At 34.7% G+C, this 15,960-nt stretch carries 14 protein-coding genes; 9 read left to right on the forward strand and 5 right to left on the reverse strand.

The features are described from left to right. From D7004_RS10725 to D7004_RS10745, 5 genes are all read right to left on the reverse strand, one after another. On the reverse strand, window positions 1–1,224 hold the full coding sequence (locus tag D7004_RS10725; protein ID WP_123205859.1) for an O-antigen ligase family protein: 1,224 nt from the start codon (window positions 1,222–1,224) through the stop codon (window positions 1–3). 74 nt (window positions 1,225–1,298) lie between these two features. Continuing rightward, on the reverse strand, window positions 1,299–2,063 hold the full coding sequence (locus D7004_RS10730; RefSeq protein ID WP_123205860.1) for a glycosyltransferase family 2 protein: 765 nt from the start codon (window positions 2,061–2,063) through the stop codon (window positions 1,299–1,301). A 6-nt stretch (window positions 2,064–2,069) separates the two neighbouring features. Continuing rightward, entirely contained in the window at window positions 2,070–3,617 is a 1,548-nt protein-coding gene (locus D7004_RS10735; RefSeq protein ID WP_123205861.1) for a lipopolysaccharide biosynthesis protein, read from the reverse strand. An 11-nt stretch (window positions 3,618–3,628) separates the two neighbouring features. After that, a complete protein-coding gene (locus D7004_RS10740; RefSeq protein ID WP_123205862.1) occupies window positions 3,629–5,941 on the reverse strand; it encodes a GumC family protein in 2,313 nt (770 codons plus the stop codon). 3 nt (window positions 5,942–5,944) lie between these two features. Continuing rightward, the gene (locus tag D7004_RS10745; protein WP_123205863.1) at window positions 5,945–6,754 is read right to left on the reverse strand and encodes a polysaccharide biosynthesis/export family protein; all 810 of its coding nucleotides are present in this window, start codon (window positions 6,752–6,754) and stop codon (window positions 5,945–5,947) included. Window positions 6,755–6,958: 204 nt separating this feature from the next. Between D7004_RS10745 and D7004_RS10750 the strand changes: the two genes are divergently transcribed. From D7004_RS10750 to D7004_RS10790, 9 genes are all read left to right on the forward strand, one after another. Then, window positions 6,959–8,524 carry a right-handed parallel beta-helix repeat-containing protein gene (locus D7004_RS10750; protein ID WP_123205864.1) on the forward strand — a complete coding sequence of 522 codons (1,566 nt, stop codon included), beginning with the start codon at window positions 6,959–6,961 and terminating at the stop codon, window positions 8,522–8,524. A 160-nt stretch (window positions 8,525–8,684) separates the two neighbouring features. Beyond that, window positions 8,685–9,152 (forward strand): OmpA family protein, encoded by a 468-nt coding sequence (locus D7004_RS10755; protein WP_123205865.1) that lies wholly within the window; start codon window positions 8,685–8,687, stop codon window positions 9,150–9,152. Window positions 9,153–9,309: 157 nt separating this feature from the next. After that, a complete protein-coding gene (locus D7004_RS10760; protein ID WP_123205866.1) occupies window positions 9,310–9,582 on the forward strand; it encodes a hypothetical protein in 273 nt (90 codons plus the stop codon). A 926-nt stretch (window positions 9,583–10,508) separates the two neighbouring features. After that, on the forward strand, window positions 10,509–11,399 hold the full coding sequence (locus tag D7004_RS10765; protein WP_123205867.1) for a beta-1,6-N-acetylglucosaminyltransferase: 891 nt from the start codon (window positions 10,509–10,511) through the stop codon (window positions 11,397–11,399). An 852-nt stretch (window positions 11,400–12,251) separates the two neighbouring features. After that, entirely contained in the window at window positions 12,252–12,998 is a 747-nt protein-coding gene (locus D7004_RS10770; RefSeq protein WP_123205868.1) for a hypothetical protein, read from the forward strand. A 103-nt stretch (window positions 12,999–13,101) separates the two neighbouring features. After that, window positions 13,102–13,380: a helix-turn-helix domain-containing protein gene (locus tag D7004_RS10775; protein ID WP_123205869.1), complete on the forward strand. Its 279-nt coding sequence runs from the start codon at window positions 13,102–13,104 to the stop codon at window positions 13,378–13,380. 396 nt (window positions 13,381–13,776) lie between these two features. Then, window positions 13,777–14,175 carry a plasmid mobilization protein gene (locus tag D7004_RS10780; RefSeq protein ID WP_167459475.1) on the forward strand — a complete coding sequence of 133 codons (399 nt, stop codon included), beginning with the start codon at window positions 13,777–13,779 and terminating at the stop codon, window positions 14,173–14,175. Next, window positions 14,172–15,107 (forward strand): relaxase/mobilization nuclease domain-containing protein, encoded by a 936-nt coding sequence (locus D7004_RS10785; RefSeq protein ID WP_123205871.1) that lies wholly within the window; start codon window positions 14,172–14,174, stop codon window positions 15,105–15,107. Before D7004_RS10780 ends, D7004_RS10785 begins: the two co-directional genes overlap by 4 nt. A gap of 15 nt (window positions 15,108–15,122) precedes the next feature. Then, window positions 15,123–15,728, forward strand: a complete 606-nt coding sequence (locus D7004_RS10790; RefSeq protein ID WP_123205872.1) for a hypothetical protein — start codon at window positions 15,123–15,125, stop codon at window positions 15,726–15,728. Window positions 15,729–15,960: the final 232 nt, after the last annotated feature.

Below are 15,960 nucleotides of genomic sequence, written 5' to 3' on the forward strand. Positions count from 1 at the left end.
TTAGTGTAGCTTTATCTGCTCTGCAGATGGTTGTTGGGTAATAATTATATGTTCTGGCTCTTCAGATTCTTCATTTTCTGGTCTTGTTTCAAGATAATACAGACAGAGGCCAACCATGCCCCAAAAAATTAGTGGGAGTACATAGCTGAATGAAAATATTAGCCCGGCAAGTGAGAAAGCGATAAGAATAATAGATTTTTGATCTAAATTTTTACTAAAAGATTTATAAGCCAGATAGACCAGATAGAAATATTTTAATATCAAACCAAAAAAACCATGATAGAAAAGCATTTCCATAAAACCCTCGTGAAAGTGTTGCCCGGTTTTTTCCGGCCACCAGTCTACCAGTGGGTTCTTCATTTCAAAGCCTTCAAATGTCCAACCGAAAAATGGCCGTTCTAAAACCATCGGAAAATAAATTTGGCGCTGGTCCGCACGAAATTTCCCTGTTCCATCTTCCTTGGCAGGATCTAAAATCTCACTAAATCTGTCAGAGAAAAATTCTAAAGTTCCAGGAAATGCCTGTGAAACCACAAATGCAACTAAAGCAATAAGTAGTAATCCACTTAAAAAAGTTTTTACAACCCTTGATATCGGAGTTAGGTTATTTCTTAAACTCATAAAGAAATAAACACACATCGAAAAAATACTACTTGCCCAAACAGACCTATGTTGATGAATTACAATAACCGTTATGCAAAATAGGAAAGGCAAAAGATTTGTAATTTTACCGTATTTTAAAAATTGATTGAAATACCACAACAGTGGAACAATCATCATAAATATAGAGCGGGCATGTATAATTCTGCTGTCTCCCGAAAACGGACCATAATCGACCATTTCTACTTGCTCTAAACTAAATGAAAATGTTCTCCCATAGATGAGCATGAAAACGATATATAGTAGAATATAAAATTGAGCGATCAATTCTAAAATATCGAAGTTATATTCGCGACAGATGTATTTGATAAAAATTGTAAAGGCTACAGGGAAAAGTATGGTGAATAAAGTAAGTTGCTGAAAGATTGTTCCATAATCTAACATAGATTCGAAAATCATCTTTACAATTACAACGCTTAATAAACCAATGTATATCTTTTCGTTAAACTTTAGATTATTAAATTTATAAAGAACGAATCCAAAAATAACGAGACTTAAAATTTTCTCATACATCAATACAATGTTCGAGATTGGCATAACCAACCATGAGAATGTATTTTCCATGAGGAAAAAGGTAAAAAAGAGCACTAAAATCTCTTTTACCTCAAATTCATACTTCGATATTCTGATTACATAGTTCATTGAAATATACTTCTTGCTCTTCTTATCACTTTAGGGAAGATATGGGTAAGTTGAAGTGCATTTAATAATTGATTCATCATAATAGTTTTTACACTTTTCCTATTATCTTCCCATTTGACTGGGCGCTCGCCTTTTAAATACATACTTTGAAAAATATCTTCCTTTTCTGGAATAATTGCCCTGTAAATTTCAGCCTTCTTATCTACAAGTTCTTTATTGATGTAACCAAGATGTTTAATCCTAAAGTTTGTGTTACTTTTTAACCCTTTTATACCTTTTACATTAGGCGAATCAATAATCAAATCCTGAAAATATCCAGATTTATTTTCTCGCCACATTAATCTATCATGGCCGGCAGAATAATTTAAACGATACCATGACCCTGCAAAATGTGTTCTATCCATAAAATGAAAGCGACGAAATGCGAATTTATTAATGAACCTGTTTTTCATTAATTTATCAAAATGCGCTCTGGTTAATTGCGGCTCAAAAATCTCATCAATATCAATCCATAAACACCAATCTGGGTTTCTTAAGCGAACATGCTGATATAAAAGATTTTTATCTCGCCCTTCATTATAGCCCTCTGTCTGTATTATATCAACAACTTTAGGATGTTTTTTTAAAATTTCAAGTGTCCCATCGGTTGAGCCATTATCTAGCACAACAATTTCATCTGCCAGCTTTTCAAAACAGTTTAACCATTCTTCAGCGAAGAAAACACCATCTTTTACACGCAACATGATAACAAATTTTGGCATATTTTATTAAGGATTATTTGAGAGTTCTTGTTTATCGAATCGTTTCGAGAAAATACTCGAAAACTTATTCTGTATTGTGGATTTTAAATCTTTGTCAATTATTAATAGCAGGATAATAAAAACCATTGTAAAACTGATCCCATTTAAAAGAAGACTAACAATTCTCATACCGCCAGGAATAATTAAATTAAAACCATAAGTCATTCCGAAACTCATGATTGCTGAAAGCGGAATGATTAAAAGCCATTTTTTTAGGATAGCGCCAATAAATATTCCATTTAAAAAGCCAAGTTTATTTAGGCGATAACTGAATAATAAAAAATCTACGAATATGCTAACAAAAAGCATTACTACTAGTAAACCAATTAAGCCGAAATGCTTACTAGCGATATAATATAGTAGACCCGAAACGACTCCTTTAATAATAGTTATAAAACTATTCATCTTAATATCGCCTAAGGCATAGCCCATATTAGACATAAAGTAACCTATAAGCGTAAAAAAGAAACTTCCTACTAATAAAAAAACGACAGAATTTCCAGCGTATTTACCAACCCCAGTCCAAATTGTAATCAGATTTTCGTAATTGGTTATGAAGCAAAAGCCGATAAATATTGCGGCGTAAGAGTAGTATTTAAACTGGGTATAAATTAATGTTTTAATCTCTGCAACGTTTCCTTTCCCATTGGCATGAGAAATTAAGGGCATTAAAGCAACAGAATGACGACCGATAAGAGACTGTGTCATTTGAATTGGTCTCTTATTAATTTCGAAAATTGTGATCATTGACGGAGCAACAAATCTTGCTAATACAATCATATCAAGGCTTGCCGAAAACCCACCAATAATCCGCGAAAAAGATGTAAATGAAAATATTTTGACGAACCTTTTAAGGTGCTCCAGTTGGAATATTATTTTAAGGTGCTCTCGTTTTAACTGTTTCTTAAGTGCCGAATAATTATAAATATTGATGTAAAACGCACGGCAAAGGTTTGCAAAAGCAATTGAAATTACGCCGTAGCCTAAATAAAGCAAAACGACATTTGATATCAAAAAAATGAAATTACCAGATAGCGAACCAATTGCCACTTGTGCCGAGTTTTGAAGTCCTTGATTTATCCCTGATAAACTAAAAGAAACCAAAGACATTCCCGTTGCAATTATTGATATTAAAAGCGCAACCTGTAGACCTTCGTATTGCGAAACGTCTTTATTAATTATTACACCAATTAAAAAGAAAAAAACAATGCCAGCTACAATTGCGAGTAACAAAATAATAAGTGAGGTTACTATACCAGAGCCAATGGTTAAATTTATTTCTTCAGGTTGATTTTGTCCTCTTAATTGCGCAATTTTCTGCTGTAAAACGTCTCCAACCCCAGGATCTGCCAAAGTCATCCAAGCAAGAATATTTCCAGTAGCCAGCCAAACGCCTAAAGTAGATGAATCAATTTTATGCAGATAAATGGGTAATAGAATTAAGGCATTTAAGATATTAGTGATCACATATCCATACTGAAAAATAAAATTCCACTTTAATATGTTTCTATCCATTAAAACTTTTATTATTCAATTAATTTTTGGTCATAAGTTCCACCATAAACCATCCCTGAACCGTAGCCGTAACCGTAGTTGTTTTTACCGAACCCACGTTGTGCAACAGCATTAAATACTATTGCAGGATTTGGAAGATTGTTGAGCCTTATATTTTCATCAATTCTTTCTACAAAAACCTTTGGTGTGTAAGCATGTCTCACCACAAATAAGGTTGCATCACAAATTGGCGCTAATATATAAGCATCAGAAACTGGACCTACAGGAGGTACGTCTACAATAATAAAATCAAAATCTACCTCCAAATAATTTAGTAACTGTTCAGCTCTTCCATTCATAATTAATTCTGCTGGGTCAGCTGGTAATTTACCGGTTAGGAGTACTGATAAGTTTTCATTGATTAACGATGGCTGGATAATATCTGCTTCAGTGGCTTTACCTTCCAGATATTCGGAGATACCAATGGTTTGTTTCAAATTAAACTTATGATGTAAAGTCGGGTGGTTTAAATCGAAATCTAGTAAAGCAACTTTTTTACCTGTCATCGCCAGGGTTACCGCTAAATTCGATGCTACAAAACTTTTACCCTCACCCGCTATGGCCGATGTAACCATCACTCTCTTATTTTTTTTCCCTATACCCAAAAAATGCAAAGTTGTTCTCAAACTTCGGAATTGTTCTGCAATAAGGGTTCTCTGCTGGCTACCTATTACAATATAATTTTTTGATGAGTTTGTACTAATTTCGGCGATGACCGACAAAGATGTAAGCGACTTAATTTCACTTTGAAACATCACATTTCTTCGCATACCCTCTTTAACAGATACGAAAGCAATACCTAAAATTCCTGCACCAAAGATAGAGGCTAATAAAACCATCTTTCGCTTTGGACTTACCGGAAACTCAGATGATTCAGCTTTGCTGATAACTTTACTATCAGAACCATTAGTAATGTAAGATAATGCTGTTTCTTCTTTCTTTTGAAGTAAAAAGGTATATATTCCGCTTTTTATTTGTTGCTGCCTATTAATGTCTACTAAATTCCGTTCAGTTTCTGGCATAGATTGCAGAACAGAAGAATAATTATTTGTGGTGCCGGATAAATTGTTTCTACTTGCGGAGAGGCTATTGCGTTGATTTCTCAGATTTTGCAGAATCTGTGGTTTAATCTTGTTTATCTGGTCAGTATAAGCAACAACCATTGGGTTGTTTTCTCCGGTCGTTTTACGCAAACTTTCTGCAGTAAGCTGCAATTCGTATATATCTTTAACCATTTGGGATAAGCCTGGATCGTTAATTCCTGCCGTTGATGGAACGATACCACCAGTTAAATCTTTCGACTTTACATAACTTTCGACCTGATTAAGAACAGATAGCTGCATATTTATTTCGCCGACTTTTTGATCATTAACACTTACATTTTCCAAATATAATTTCCCTTGTGTACCTAAATCAATGGCCCCGGTTTTCGATCTGTAGTTTTGAAGTTTGCTTTCAATGTCTAACAATTCTTTCTCTACAGACATTAGCCTTTTGTTTATAAATTCCTGTGTATTTGCAGCCAATAAGTTATGTTCTTCGATAGCCGAAGAGCTGTACACATGCAAAATATCGTTAAGAATATCTTCTGCCCTATACTTATCCTGGTCTAAAAGCGAAACATTTAGTATCGTGGAAAGTTTATTCGCCTCAGTGACCTTAATGTTTTGAACAATTGAGGCAACAACCTTTTTAGGGGATGTAAGCGTAAAGCTAAACTTGTCGCCATCAGCGGCTTTGTAAGCCGGATTTAACCTAAACATTAAATCTGCGTATGGCATTTTTAGCCACCTATCGAAAGGGTATTTTTTTCCATCAATTACCACATTACCTTTTTCTATTGTAAAAGTTGTATTCTTTACTGGAATTAAAGAATTTGGATTTTGTACAATAATTTTTAGAGGTGCAGTTTTATACATTACAACATCAGCTAATCTTTCTTTTTTAAAAACTGATGAGTATAACCCTAAATCTTCCACAACTTTGTAAACTATTGGGTTGGATATTATAACTTCTCGCTCGTTATCTACAGTTTGTTTTGTGTTAAGTGTCGAGGCCATCGGGTCGCTAGATTTTAAAGCATCATCAACCTTCCGCTCATTAATTAGAATTCTTGCATTAGATTCATAAATTGGCGGCGTAATATTCAGATAAATTAAGCTTCCAATGATTGCGATTACAAATAATCCTAAAAATAAAGGCCAATAAGGCAAAAGCCTAAAAATGATGTGGCCTTTTGATTCTCCGGGCGCTCTTGGTTCAGATGGTTTTCTCGTGATATTCATATTTTATTTCACAATGCGGTCAATAATTATCGCACCAAAAGAAAGTGCGCTTAATAAAATTGGAATAAGCGTAGAACTTCTTGTTGAACTGGCAACTTTTGCCTTATTAGCTTCAACATAAACGATATCATTCGATTTGAGGTAATAATAATCTGAAGTAAATATTTCGCTGGTGTTTAAGTTAACTCTTTTGATCTTTTTTACACCATCTTCTTCTCTGATAATCATAACATTATCTTTCTTACCATAAATTGTAATGTCACCAGCTAAGCCTAAGGCTTCTAGTAATGATATTTTTTCACTTGGTACATTGACTACAGATGGTCGACCGACTTCGCCTAAAACAGAAACTTTAAAATTTAACTGTCTAACAATAACTATAGGATCAACAAGTAATTTTTTATTTAGCAGTTCAGTAGTAATTTTCTCTCGAAGTTCATTTGTTGTTAATCCGGTAATTTTCATAGTACCTAAAACAGGAAACTGAATATTTCCTTCGTTACTTACCAAATAACCGGGCGATTGTAGATTGGCACCAGTAACACTACTCGTACTAACATAAGAATTGTTAGGCTTGTTAAATATTTCGGTAGCTGCAGGGTTTAAACTGGTTACAGCAATGCTTAATATATCGTTAGGTTGAATTACATTTTTGGAAGATAAATTACTTGCCTTTAAAACCTCATCCTGCTGGTTATTAAAATATACGGTATTCCTACTACTTGAGCAGGAGCTTATAATTACCGAGCATAGAAACAGAAAAATGAAAAGCGGCTGCGAACTGTTAACCAAACCTTTAAAAATTTTAGGCATAATATACTTTTTAATTAATTTATTATCAGATAGTTATATTTTGTTTTATATTTAAAATATTAAACTACTTTTCACAATATAACATGACTTTCTATTATTCTATACGTTTTTTTTCACGTCTTAGTTTTAATACAACAAGGAAATAATTTGTATATCTTTTTTTAAACTAATAATATCAGTTCTATCTAATTCATTAAATAAATTATGAAGAAGTTATCGGTCATTGCATGCTCATTAATCCTAGTATTTTCTTGTACAAAATCTTCTTCAGTACCTAGTGCAAAATCTTCAGTTAATGAAGATGAAATAATAGATCATCCTTTCTACCTATATAATCTTAAAGGCGATGGAACGTCTGATGACACTGAAGGTTTGCAGAAACTTATTTCAGATTCAACTAATATTTATTTAAAAGCTGGCATTTATATCATTAACCAAACGCTTATATTTAAGGCAAATACAAAAATTTATGGTGAAAAAGGTACGGTTATTAAAGCAGGCAGGGAAATCAAAGGCGACTTGCTGGAACATGGTCGTTATATCTTTGCAGAAAAATCAGACAATTCCCTGATTAAAAACATAACATTTAGCCAGTCTGAAAATCCTTATAAATTTAAAGAGTGGGCTAATTCTTGCATTTTTGTTTTAAATACAAGAAATTTTACCGTACAAAATTGCATTTTCAATTTTAATTTAGGTTATCAATCACTTGGAATGGAAGCCGTTTGGATTTCGGGTATAGCATCCAAAAATAATATGATAAAAGCTAATGAAATAAATACTTTAAGCATTCGCTATGCAGAGGATGGTGCCGATTCCACTACTGTCGAAAGCAATGTTATAAATAAATCTTACTCAAATGCGTTAACATCAACAGGGAATCATGTATCTGATTTTATTGCGGGATGTAAAGTATTAAATAATAAGGTTTTGAATGCCGGCAGAATGGGTATTGAAGATTGGGGAAATACTGAAGGTACAATTATTAGTGGTAATTCCATTTCCGGTACAGGCAAAGATCCTAAACAGGCCATAGATGGAATAGCTTTATCAGCCGTTGGAAAAAACACAACAGTTTCCAACAATATAATTAGAGATGGTAAAGTATATGCAATCGAAGTAAGGGGAAATTATGGGGTGAGCGTAACTGGTAACCAAATTTACACTGCAGGTAATACTACCGGGATTATATTGAACTTTACCTTTTTACCTACAGCAGCTGCCGTACCACTTGCCATTGTAGAAAATAATAAAATTACAGATGCATTAATAGGATTACACATTTTTGGAGACTATGAAGCAAAAGTTACGATAAATAAAAATTCGTTTATCAATAATGCGAGTAAGAGTATCAGCATAGAATCGGGCGCCAAAAATTTCATAATTACTTCTAAAAACAATAATTTTAGGTTTTCGGTTCCAAATACCCAAGATAGATTTGCTTTGTTTAGTTACACAAAATTTGAGCCTGGAGATGCACATCAACAATTGATAATGAATGTAGACACAATTAATTTTTTACCATCTTCTGCAGCTGGAAAAGGGGTGGATTTTGGTGTGGTAGTTAGAACCGACAATACACGCTTAGAAAAAATCCGAATTATTGCTAATTACAATAAAAATTCTAATAAAATCCCTGTTAATGCAATTACCGCTTTCGGCGCCAAACCAACCGGCCTTCAATTATATAATAATTTTGTTTCGGGCGGGATTGTAGATTTAAAAGGCTTCTCAAATCCTAAACTAGTAGATAATATTTTTGTGCAATAAATAATACAAATGTGGATATTTATGCATGTAAAGTATGTTTTAGTTTTTGATGTATTACATTGATTACAAATAAGCACAACCTATACGTTTATTTTAGAACATTTTGAAAGTCAGCTTGTTATTGATTCAATTTTCATTATTAACTCTAAAAATCAAATGTATGAAGACTCAAATTATTACCCTGTCAGCCGCTGTGGTTTTATTCTTATCTGTAAACGCAACTAAAACCACTAGGAGCGCTAAAGAAATCAAAGCAAAAACTACAAGCGTGAGTGCAATAGCTCTTGCAGATTTAACAAAAAATTTAGAATATGATTTTGATAAGCCTGCGGTTCGGGATGCTTATTACAAGAAGCTAGATGAGTTAGCAAAAGCCGTAATTGACGACAACTATGCTGTTTCTCTAAAAGGGCATGCCGATGCTATCGGTGCATATAAATACAATTGGGTTTTATCAGATAAGCGAGCTGTAACGGTCAAAAAATACTTAATTAGCAAAGGGGTTAAAGAAAGCAGAGTGATTACAACACCTTTCGGTAGCACAGTTCCTATCGCCTCGAATGCGACTCCAGAAGGAAGACAAAAGAACAGAAGGGTCGAAATCGGCTTGAAAAAAATTGGAGATTAATCTAGCGTTCAAAAGAGGCTAAAATACCTCTTTTGAACTTTATACATAAAGATTTTAATCATTTCAAATCTCAGGATGCGTCTTAGAAGCTGTAGTAACAAACTCCATAAAGCTATAAACCGAATCTGCTGAAACTTTCACTTCGTAACTATTAAGTATGAAAGAAATAATTGAAAAACAGAAAGTAAATAGCTTCCTCAACAAATTGCAATTGGAATGGCCGAGTAGTATCGATCATTACAACCTTAAAACCGAGTCATTAGCATTTATTTATCTTCAAGATGAAGAAAATCCTAAAGAGTTTCTAAAACACTTATTTCCAAAAATGATGTTGTTTGTCGATTTTGAAGTTTATTTGGAGTTAATGATACTAAATCTTGATGGGCAGGGAGATAGACTTATTTACATCAATAGACAGTCTAAAGAATAAACTCAAGATACAATTAAAATTTCTTAGACAGCGCTTTGAATATTTTACTCCTCATCGCTCAATAATATTTTTTTATTATTTTATAATGAATTAGGATTCAGCGCATGGTGACATTGGTAGATAAACCATATGATGTGAAAATCAAACCTAAAAAAGATCTTGATTTTCTGAAACTGATAGATTTAGAAGAATAATAACTATTACTGGTTCATCGCGTTACTTAAAAATCAGTTTCCGCTACTCCTCAATTACATATAAATTAACATAAATAGGCATAAAATTACATGTAGGATTATCTATCCTAGTTTTTATTAAAGCGCTCTTACATTTTCCAGTTCTGAAACCTTAAAGGTCTTATGTCTATCATAAACGACGGAAAAGAGGTATACGAATCAGCTTCAGAAGCAACTGGAAGCATTGAACTAAAAGCTATATATCTAAATACGCAGTAGAAAGAAAAGCCTATGAAATGGAACTGAAAGCCCACCTGGCAATATACTATGGAGCGTCGAATATAATTGAACACAGGATATTAAGCATATTACATACAGCCTGAATATATGTAAAAGAAGCATCAGCATTTAAGAGGATGCTTCGATACTTGTTGCTACAGAAATTGGAGAACAAGCTGCGATAGAAAAATATGATGCGATATCAAAAGAGCCGGCAACTCACGATGACCACCTTAATTTTCTTACCAAACAGCGCAATACATACAGAACTCAATATGTGTTAGAGATTTTGAGGCTTAGTTCTGAACCAAAAGGGTTACAAAATAGGAAGTCCAAAACATTTGACTTTTCATGTTGTTCTACCCACATCACTCATTTACATGCCTCCAAAAACCTTCTACCCTGATTAACGAATACCGGACACTTGAGGTGATAAACCCTTTATTATATAAAACAAATTACTAGGATCGCCCTATGAAAAAAGCCTATATAATTATGGCCCATAAGTACCCAACTCATCTCCATAGACTGGTTGATAGGCTGAATGACGGTTTTTCTCATTTTTTTATTCATATAGACAGCAAATCGGACATGTCCCAATTTGATTCACTTAAAGAATATGGCGCCAGATTATTATTCATTGACCGATTCGATGCAAGATGGGGAAAATATGGAATTACCTTGCCTCTTCTCGAGGGTTTAAGGCAGATCAAAAGCTGTTCGGAAATCTTTGACAGGATAGTTGTGCTAAGCGGACAAGACTATCCAATTAAGAGCAATAAAGCAATTGATGATTTTTATCGGAATTCACCACATTCTATATTCATCAATTTCTTCCAGATCCCTAATTTAGAAAAGTGGCCCGGCAAAGACAGGGGCGGGCTGTACCGCTTTGATAAATATTATTTTGGTGACCGGTGGTACGAAATCCTATGCTCTAGAACAATCAACTTTTTATCCTCATATCTTAGATTTCTAAAGCGACGGATACCAAACCAGATGGCCCCATATGTAGGTTCGGCATGGATAACCTTGGACATGTATGCACTTGACTATATTTTGAAATTCAATGAAAAGTATCCAGAATATCTTCATTTTCACCGGAACACTTTCGTCGCAGATGAAGCATTTATACCTATGCTAATAGGTAATTCCACAGATGAGGAACTGTTGTCTAGAATAGAAAATCGTGAGAAACATTTTATTCTATGGGAAAATGACCATAGTCCTCATCCAAAAACATTGCTAAAGTCGCACTTCGGAATCATAACTCGATCAGTAGACCTGTTCGCAAGAAAATTCGACCAAAATGTTGATGCTGAAATACTTGACATAATCGATGAGCAAATCCTATTAAAAAATTAGTACGCTCAGTAATGGAGTTTAGAAATCGTAAATTCCACATGATGTTCCAAAAGACTGACTCGCTATTATTAATTGGCTAAATAGATGTTGATTGACCCTGCCATAAAAAAAATGATTCTTTCATAAAACCCTATAAACTAATGAGGATACAATAATCAAGAATTGGTGTAATAGGGTCAATCTTAACTGGTTCAGCCAATTTAATGATAAATAAAATTTTACCTACTGCAAGCTTGGGTGGTATAGCGAATTTTTTAGATGACTTTAAAGATTATCTACTGATTCAGGGGGAGAATTGCTTAACTATTATTTAGAAGGTGGAGCATATAATTGGGTATATCACTATTTGTCGTCTGACGCCTTTTCGCCGCTTGTAGATATGGGTGAAGATAAGGTGATTGCATTTTATAACACAGATCCGTAATTTAATGACCCAATACAAGAGAACCAGTGTAAGACATTCAAGTCATCTTAGAAAAATTGTTAATTTTTTTGGAAAAGTACTTTAATTAGGTTCGTTTTTCGAATATTAGGATAGCAGCAAAATATCGTTGAAGAAATCCTACAATTTATTTTCAAAGTTCACAATTAGTGTTCATTAAACCTCTGGTATCAAACACCATATCAACAAACGGTGGAATTTTGACATACACGTTAACGCAATCCTTATTGCGTACAAAAATAAATCGTGACAATTTGTATTTCAAAAAATTTTGTAACAGATTCTATAATATGTCAATCAGGAAACTTATTATAATAGATATCACTTAAAGCCATATTTAGTTTTTACCCTTCAAAATCCACTATATTAATTGTAAATGTTTAATTTAGAATAATCAGCAGAATTACTTTATGAAAGAATATTTTAAATTCAGAGATCCTTTTGATAAAAGCCCCCATAAGTTTGAAATAGGTAATCCAATTAAATTTGATAGGAAAAAAGGCGATAACTTTTTCTTCAAAAAATTCTTCAGTCTTGAACCCGTAGAATATGCAAAATACTATAAATTCCATCTTGATTGGTTTGTTCTTTATAATGACAATACCGAAAAAGAATTTTTTACGCATGTTTTAGACAAAATCGATGACCAAATTGCCCATTATCATAAAAAAAGCATCACTGCTTTGGATACAATCAAGAGCCTCGATGCACTAAGAAAATTTAAAGATGTTGTTGGACACTTCGACAAATGGCACCTCAAAAAGGGCTTGGAAACAGTTGTTTCAGAAAAGGATATTGAGATATTAAAGCTTAAAAAAGAAATTCTATTGTTAAAAAAGCAAATCAAATTACTAAGCCGTTACGAGCCAGATCAGAAAATAAGACTGATGGATGGTAATCTAACACAATTGATAGATTTGATAAAGCAAATTCAGGAACTTGAAACCCCGGATGGTAAAAAGCTCGCTCGCTCACAATCCCAAAGCCCCTGGTATAAGATGATTGGCAGATACTTTCAGCATGGAGAAAGCGAAATTTCGCTTGAGACCCTTCGAAATTACTTTCCTGCCAATAAAACCGGGAAGCTGATTAAAGGCTCTGATGTATCAGAATCCAACAAACTATTCAAAATCATACCGATTAACTCCAATCTATAAAACAAAACGGTTTTGATTTGACCAAACCCATTAAGTGGTCATATAAAATGCCCTTTTCTGATTCAATTTCGTACTGGCAATGTCGCCAAAGTAATTGAATCTTATGTCTATAGAAATTATGACCAAATCTGATTTGATGGATTTCAAATCAGATCTATTTAAAGAACTTAAAGCTTTTCTGGCTCCAGAAAAACCCACTGATAAAAAATGGCTTCGTAGCAACGAGGTCAGGAAATTATTGGGCATATCCCCTGGAACTCTTCAAACCCTTAGAAATAACGGAACGCTCAGTTTTACCAAAATTGGCGGGACCATGTATTACAGCATGGAGGAAATCAACAAAGTCCTGCAGTTTCCAGAAACGTCTAATATTCTGAGATGAAAATGGCTACACCATTAACAATCTTCCTGTGCAAGGCAGCGGAAGACCATGTGATTTCGCCCATACATATCAGTCTCTTTACATCAATCGTTCAGTGCTGGGCAAGTGGTGGCCGGATGAATCCGGTTGTAGTCACCAGGAAAAAACTAATGAGGATTTCAAAGATCAGATCAACCAGCACTTACCATAAGTGTATCACGGATTTATCCAGGTCAGGTTACATTACTTATCTGCCATCTTTCCATCCATCAGGTAGTTTGATTTTTTTAAATAAATGATTTGTATGAACCGGTTTATTGAGAAAGGGTTTTTTAAAAACTTTGAGGGAGCAAGTTTATGTTTTTGTTACCACAAAAACCTTTTTCCCGGGGAAAAAGAACTTGCTTTCCGCTCCCGATGGTCGCAGAAAGTGGCTGCCGCCATAAAGACCTAAATAAGATTAGTATGGAAATTCGACCAAAGAAAAAAGGTGGAAGACCACCAAAAAAAATAAAAAGACAAAGTATGGTCAGACTGCGGTTAACCATCTCTGAGCGATTTCTCCTGGAACAAAAATCAAAGCGAGCCGGAATGGGCATAAGTGATTTTATAAGGCATTCGGTAATGTCAGCCAAGGTAGCCACCAGATTTGGTGAAGTGGAAATCTCTGCTCATAGGGTACTCGCAGGCATGGCAAACAATTTAAATCAGCTGACGAAAAAAGCCCATCAAATGGGCCTGCTGATTATGGCTAAGCGATGTCAGGATCTGATTTCGGAGATTGAAGATCATATGAAAACGATGAATGAATTATGATTGGAAAAATAACATCGGGGAGGAACTTCGCTGGCTGTGTTCGCTATGTTGTTCAAAAAGATACTGCCCGGGTATTGGAAGGCCTGGGCATCAGAACCACTGATGTTACCCGGATGATTGCAGACTTTAATTTTCAACGTTTGGCAAATCCGAAACTAACAAAGGCAGTTGGTCACATTTCTTTAAATTTCAGTGAACAGGACAAGGAAAAGCTCACAGACGAAAAAATGCTATACATGGCAAGGGAGTACCTAGATAGGATTGGCATTAAGGATACACAGGTGCTTTTTGTGCGACATGAAGATAAATCGCATCCGCATGTACACCTTGTATATAACCGGGTCTCCAATTCTGGAAAAACCATATCGGATAAAAACCTATTCCAAAAAAACGCAAAGGTTTGCCGGGAGATGACCAAGCTGCATGGGTTGTTTTTTGCCTCTGGTAAAGAGCATGTAAACAGGAAGGCACTCACTGGAGCTGATAAGATTAAGTATCAGATTTTTGACCAAATCAAACTCGCTAAAGGGATCGCCGGAAACTGGAAAAAATTTGAGCAGGCGCTGAAAAAGCAGGGTATAGACATCATCTATAAATATAAAGCCAATACCCAAATGATTCAGGGGATATCCTTTAGCAAGGATGGCTGTGTTTTTAAAGGCTCAGAGATTGACAGGTCGCTAAGTTATGGCAAGTTAAATTCTGAATTCGAGCTTAAAACATTAAAACAGTCCTATTACCCGGAGAGCCCAAGTGAGCATTCAGTCATCCAGAAACTGATTAACGATGTACCCTTCGAAAATACAGGAGATTCAGTACTTGGGGTTTTGCTGCAGCCCGGATTTCCGGCATCAAGTGAAGAACCGGAACCATATATCAAAAGGAAAAAGAAATCTCAGGGTAAAGATAAAAGCCAGGGAATGAGTAGATAACTAAATTGAGAGGATATGAAAACAATTGAGAATTCAATAGATAATCTAGAGCAGATTTTAGAAGCTTTGGCTTCACAGGGAAAGGATTTGGCCGATGACATCAAGACATTAATCAATACCAAACCGGATGATAATTCAGATGAAATCGAAAGAATACTGCTCTCCTTAAACGATGTAAAGGCAAAACTTGATTTCGAGAATTTAAAAGCTATGTTGATGAGTTTAAACAGGAAAATAGAAAAAGTACCGTACATTATTCCAGTGACACATCACCATCATCTTGATAGAAGTAGTAAGGGTTTGGTTGTAGGCATATTTTCGGGTCTTTTATTTATTGCAGTTTTAACTGGATTAACCGCGTACCTACTGAATCGAAATGCCTCGCTGGCTTTGAATAGTGATAAACTTTTATATTTAAGGGCTTATAATCCAGAATATTTGAACCGTGTGGATTTGGCATTTGTATCTGCAAGGGATAGTTTGGTTAAGGTAGCGGAGGAGAAGATAATTCACCTTAAGCAATTACAGGAAGCAGAACTAAGTTTAAAGAATAAAGAAGCGGAACTTAAGAAAGCAAGACTATTTAAACAAAAGCTGCAAAAAAGGAAGCCAAGCAAATAAAGATTATCGTTTGGCCGACCCACATTTGTGGCCTATCGAACGCCACCGCACATATCCCCGCAGTTCCGATTTTGCATTTACGGAATTTGTGTTTTGTGCAATAGAGGAGAAGCAATTTAATTAGGGCGCTCGTTGCGCCCTTAATTAATACCTGTTTAGCCCGCTGGCAATAATGGGTTCAACCATTTTCCAAAAAAAGCGTAATTTCATGTCTTGAAGAGACGTCGTCTTT

It is taken from the genome of Pedobacter jejuensis (genome assembly GCF_003725795.1).
GTDB classification, from domain to species: Bacteria; Bacteroidota; Bacteroidia; order Sphingobacteriales; family Sphingobacteriaceae; genus Pedobacter; species Pedobacter jejuensis.